The sequence below is a fragment of the Bacillus sp. JJ1127 genome (assembly GCF_036965845.1).
GTDB lineage: Bacteria > Bacillota > Bacilli > Bacillales > Bacillaceae_G > Bacillus_A.
Genome location: NZ_JBALQK010000120.1, coordinates 1 through 4,603, shown reverse-complemented (window position 1 = coordinate 4,603; position 4,603 = coordinate 1). Strand labels below are relative to the sequence as shown.

Annotated in this window: 6 protein-coding genes; 5 read left to right on the top strand and 1 reads right to left on the bottom strand. The window is 37.7% G+C overall.

What is annotated here, in order from left to right:
• The first annotated feature begins 1 nt into the window (after position 1).
• Complete coding sequence (locus tag V7183_RS12845; protein ID WP_141523119.1) at positions 2 to 334, top strand: zinc ribbon domain-containing protein YjdM; 333 nt, start codon at positions 2 to 4, stop codon at positions 332 to 334.
• A 280-nt stretch (positions 335 to 614) separates the two neighbouring features.
• Here V7183_RS12845 and V7183_RS12840 read toward each other — a convergent pair whose 3' ends face one another.
• Positions 615 to 1,685 carry an NAD(P)/FAD-dependent oxidoreductase gene (locus V7183_RS12840; RefSeq protein ID WP_097895946.1) on the bottom strand — a complete coding sequence of 357 codons (1,071 nt, stop codon included), beginning with the start codon at positions 1,683 to 1,685 and terminating at the stop codon, positions 615 to 617.
• 509 nt (positions 1,686 to 2,194) lie between these two features.
• On the opposite strand from V7183_RS12840, the gene V7183_RS12835 reads away from it, so the two are divergent.
• From V7183_RS12835 to V7183_RS12820, 4 genes are all read left to right on the top strand, one after another.
• Complete coding sequence (locus V7183_RS12835; RefSeq protein ID WP_017150175.1) at positions 2,195 to 2,434, top strand: YuzB family protein; 240 nt, start codon at positions 2,195 to 2,197, stop codon at positions 2,432 to 2,434.
• 107 nt (positions 2,435 to 2,541) lie between these two features.
• Positions 2,542 to 2,760 carry a hypothetical protein gene (locus V7183_RS12830; protein WP_335359765.1) on the top strand — a complete coding sequence of 73 codons (219 nt, stop codon included), beginning with the start codon at positions 2,542 to 2,544 and terminating at the stop codon, positions 2,758 to 2,760.
• Positions 2,761 to 2,933: 173 nt separating this feature from the next.
• Positions 2,934 to 3,800: a diaminopimelate epimerase gene (gene dapF, locus V7183_RS12825; RefSeq protein ID WP_335359764.1), complete on the top strand. Its 867-nt coding sequence runs from the start codon at positions 2,934 to 2,936 to the stop codon at positions 3,798 to 3,800.
• A 41-nt stretch (positions 3,801 to 3,841) separates the two neighbouring features.
• Positions 3,842 to 4,195 carry a HesB/IscA family protein gene (locus tag V7183_RS12820; RefSeq protein ID WP_097895950.1) on the top strand — a complete coding sequence of 118 codons (354 nt, stop codon included), beginning with the start codon at positions 3,842 to 3,844 and terminating at the stop codon, positions 4,193 to 4,195.
• Positions 4,196 to 4,603: the final 408 nt, after the last annotated feature.

The following is a 4,603-nucleotide window of genomic DNA, read 5'->3' as shown; positions in this document are numbered from 1 at the left end:
TATGTCTAATTTGCCAAATTGCCCAAAATGTAATTCTGAGTACACTTACGAAGATGGAGCTCTTTTCGTTTGTCCAGAATGTGCGCATGAGTGGGCGTTAGAAGCAGAAACTGAAGATACAAAAGTTGTTAAAGATGCAAATGGGAATATTTTAAACGATGGTGATTCTGTAACAGTAATCAAAGACTTGAAAGTAAAAGGAACTTCATCAGTTATAAAAATCGGTACAAAAGTAAAAAGTATCCGATTAGTTGAAGGAGACCACGATATCGATTGTAAAATTGATGGTTTTGGAGCTATGAAATTAAAATCTGAATTTGTTAAGAAGGCATAAAGTGAAACTTTAATCAGTGGGGGTTTTCTTCATCCCCCACTGATTATTAGCCCTCACCAATCGGGCTTTTACGGGCAGTTTATCTCCCACCTAACTTCTTTGCTTTCGCCGAATTTTGAGGTGGGGGTATTATTGCCCGTTAATGCGGGATAAATTTAGATTTTCATACAATTAGGTAGTAACAACAAAAACGTTCAGGAAGGGAAATTTTTCTCCTTCCTGATTCTATTTATAGCGTAATAAAAAAGGTTGCTGATGTTGTCAGCAACCTTTTTTGTTGTTAACCGTTATGATGTTTATACATCCAAAGAATACCGGACTTTAATAGCCTAGGAACACGGCCCATTAAAGGCTGATTTGCTAATAATCCGAAGCCATGTTTTTTACCGAGAGAACCGAGAACACCTTTTAATTTAATAACAGGCAGTTCATCAGGAAGTGTTTCATTGTTCCAACGTTTCAATAATATTTGGACAATTTGTTCACCTTGGCCTTCAGCAAGCTGTGCAGATGGTGCATGTGGAAGAGAAGCACAATCGCCTACAACATAAACGTGTTCATTGTTTGGAATATTGTGATATTTCGTTAATACAACCCGTCCACTACTATCGTGTTCGACTGGAAGGTTTCGAACAACTTCGTTTGCTTGAATGCCAGCTGTCCATACGATTGCATCGCATTCAAGTGGTTCATCATGGTTGTACACAATGTTTGGTTCTACTTTTGTAATGTTAGAGTTTCGTATAATTGTAACTTTATGCTTTGTGAACCACTCTTCTACGTATCTACTTAATTTCTCTGGGAACGGGAATAGAATGCGATCCTTTCGATCAAATAAGTAAATTTTTAAATCAGAACGGCTTTCACGAAGTTCACTTGCTACTTCAACACCGCTTAAGCCAGCACCAACGACAGCAACCGTTGCGTTTGGCTCTAAACTGTTTAATTGTTCGTATGTTTTACGCGTTTGTTCAATGGACTGCAGACTATGCGTATATTCCTTGGCACCTGGAACGTTATGATATTTGTCTTCACAGCCAAGTCCGATAATTAAATCATCATATTGGATTTCTTCACCGCTATCGAGATGCACGGCTTTATTTTCGAGATCAATATTCGATACAGTGCCATATTGAATATTGAGACGCGGATGCTCTGGAAACGGAATGCGAATATGCGTTTCTGAAATTGTACCCGCTACTAATGCATAATATTCTGTTTTAAAACAGTGGTATGGTACTTTGTCGATTAATGTCACTTGGACATCATCTGGAAGTTGATTGTTTGGAAGAAGCCGTTGCAGAATTCTCATTCCACCGTAGCCGCCACCTAGTAGTACGAGGTGTTTCATGATGGATTACCCCTTTTCTGTTGAAATATCCCCTAATCATATAATTATATATTGAAAAAATATTTTGACTTTACTCATTCAAATTATATCGAATTTGTGAACAAATAACAATGCATGAATGAGTACTCTGTTGTACAATAAGAAGAAAAGTGGAACAAACTGTTCTAATTTGTATGTTGGAAAAATAACAGGTAGATTAGAAAAAACGATAGAAACCTTTTCTTTTAGGTTGGAGAGAGCGTCCGCTGATGGATAGAAGCGGTCAGTGTCTTTTTTGGCTCCATGCCGTGTGAAACCAGAAGGAGGAAATGAATGGAGATCTTTTTCTGTTTTCATAGCTGTGATGTATATGTTGGGAAATCCAAGTGGATTGATATAGAGAAGATCATTTGACTTGAAATGAAGTAGTGCAGCAACTAAATGTGTTAGTAAGTGTAATGAAAATAACAAGAAACAGCTTGGTTTCTTATTTATAGATTCATTTTTTTGGAGAGACAGGGGGGATTGTTTTGATTAAGCCATTAATCGAATTTTGTGTAGGTAACCTTGCGAGCGGCTCACAAGCAGCGCTAGAAAAATTAGAAAAAGATCCAAATTTAGATGTTATGGAATATGGTTGTCTAGGGTATTGTGGTATTTGTTTTGAAGGACCATTTGCACTTGTAAATGGTGAAGTGGTACAGGGGGCAACGGTAGAAGAGCTTGTGAAAAACGTATATGATTATTTAGATGAAAATCCAATGTTTTAAGGTGCTGCAAATAAGCAGCATCTTTTTTAATTGTCATTTGTTCCATTAGAGTAAAAATTTCTTTGGAGGAAATGCTAACAAAGAATTTGAACCTGTGAGGTGACAGAATGAACATGATTTGGAGACTCGTTGGAATTATCGGTATTCTTCTTATTGGATATTTACTTTCAAATAAGAAAAGAGTGACCGCACTGCGTATTATATTTGGTGGACTTAGAGGAATGGCGCCAACTCGCCTTAGTGATATTGCTAAATTTGGTTTAAAGTCAATTATCACCAAAGCACTTGCTAAGCGCTGCAATTGCCGGGATGTTTGTATAAAATAAAAAAAGGCCCTTTTCGAGAAGGGCTTTTTTCTTACACAATTTGTGTAAGAACGGCTCCTATAGTGAAGCCGTCAAAACGTTGTCAAATATAAGAAACGGGGGACATTCATATTGTGTTCCAAAAGCATGCATTTTATACTTAAAACAACAAATTATTTTTGGAGTGAATGAGGATGAACCAATTTTCTTTTACAAAAATGCATGGCCTTGGAAATAGTTATATATATGTAAATATGTTTGAAGAACAAATTCCAGAGGAAGAGCTAGCTCTTGTAGCGGAGAAAGTTTCGAATATCAATACTGGAATTGGGGCGGATGGAATGATTTTAATTTGTCCTTCTGACGTCGCACCAGTAAAAATGCGTATGTTTAATAATGATGGTTCAGAAGGAAAGAGCTGCGGGAACGGATTGCGCTGTGTAGCGAAATATGCGTATGAGCATAAACTAGTAGAAGAAACGGTGTTTACCATTGAAACATTAGCTGGAATTGTAACGGCTGAAGTAACGGTAGAAGATAATGTTGTCACGTTGGTGAAAATTGATATGGGAGCACCACGTTTAACGCGTGCAGAGCTACCGATGCTTGGTGAGGGGGACACACCATTTATTCGAGAAGACTTCTTATATAATAATCATCGTTATGCGTTTACCGCTGTTTCTATGGGGAATCCGCATGCTGTTATCTTCGTTGATGATGTGGAAGAAGCTCCTCTTACAACGCTAGGTCCAGTACTTGAGACACATGAAATGTTCCCAGAACGAGTGAATGTTGAGTTCATTGAAATTGTGAATGACACAGAAATGAACTTCCGTGTGTGGGAGCGTGGATCAGGTGTAACACAAGCATGCGGAACAGGAGCATGTGCATCTGTTGTGGCGGCGATTTTAAATAAAAAAATGGAACGCGGTAAAGAAATTACAGTTCATTTAGCTGGTGGCGATTTAATGATTGCATGGACAGAAGAAGGAACAGTTATGATGAAAGGTCCAGCAGAAGTCATTTGCCGCGGAGTGTATGAGTACAAGATAGAAGCGTAAAGATGTATAATAGAACGAGAACAGAAAGGAAGGTGGATTTCATGATTACTGTAACAGAACAAGCAGCATTTCAAATTAAAGATATGTTAAAAGATGCTGAAGAAGGAGAGAAATACGTTCGCCTTGCTGTACATGGCGGTGGATGTAGCGGTCTTTCTTACGGCTTAGGATTTGAAAGAGAACCAAATGAAGACGACACAGTTCTTGAGTTTTACGGTGTTGAATTTGTTATTGATAAAGAAAGTGCTCCGATTGTCAAAGGAGTAAAAATTGATTACAAGCAATCAATGCTTGGCGGCGGGTTTACAATCGATAATCCGAACGCAATCGCATCATGCGGATGCGGTTCATCTTTCCGCACAGCGACGAATACTGGTACTCCGGAAGAGTGCTAATGTAATGCTTTTCGTATCGAGATATGATTGAGTTTTGCAGATTTAATCAAATGATTATTTAATTCGCTATAAAGGAAAAGAGTGTCCGAAGACGGACGCTCTTTTTTTATTCATATAATCTTATTGGTCGTTAGGAGAATAAACCTATTAGGGATCTGGCTGCTTCAAAGTGCATGAAGTGTTACTGTATTTTCAAGGGGGGGAACAGTATGACTATCTGTAGTAGCTTAGGAGATAACTTGTATGGTATCTCCAGCCAATAATTTTAAGATAGCAGAAATGCTTATTAGAATAACGATATCCAAAAAAAAGGATTATTATGTTCGTTTTTCAATTTGTATATAATTGTTTTTGTTAAATTCACATAATGTTCAAACAACTAGGTCTAAAAACTCGGAAGTTATAGTA

Excerpts from the sequence above, each read along its gene's own strand:
- V7183_RS12845 (WP_141523119.1), top strand. The coding sequence starts at position 2 with ATGTCTAATTTGCCAAATTGCCCAAAATGTAATTCTGAGTACACTTAC.
- V7183_RS12840 (WP_097895946.1), bottom strand. The coding sequence starts at position 1,685 with ATGAAACACCTCGTACTACTAGGTGGCGGCTACGGTGGAATGAGAATT.
- V7183_RS12830 (WP_335359765.1), top strand. The coding sequence starts at position 2,542 with ATGAACATGATTTGGAGACTCGTTGGAATTATCGGTATTCTTCTTATT.
- dapF (WP_335359764.1), top strand. The coding sequence starts at position 2,934 with ATGAACCAATTTTCTTTTACAAAAATGCATGGCCTTGGAAATAGTTAT.
- V7183_RS12820 (WP_097895950.1), top strand. The coding sequence starts at position 3,842 with ATGATTACTGTAACAGAACAAGCAGCATTTCAAATTAAAGATATGTTA.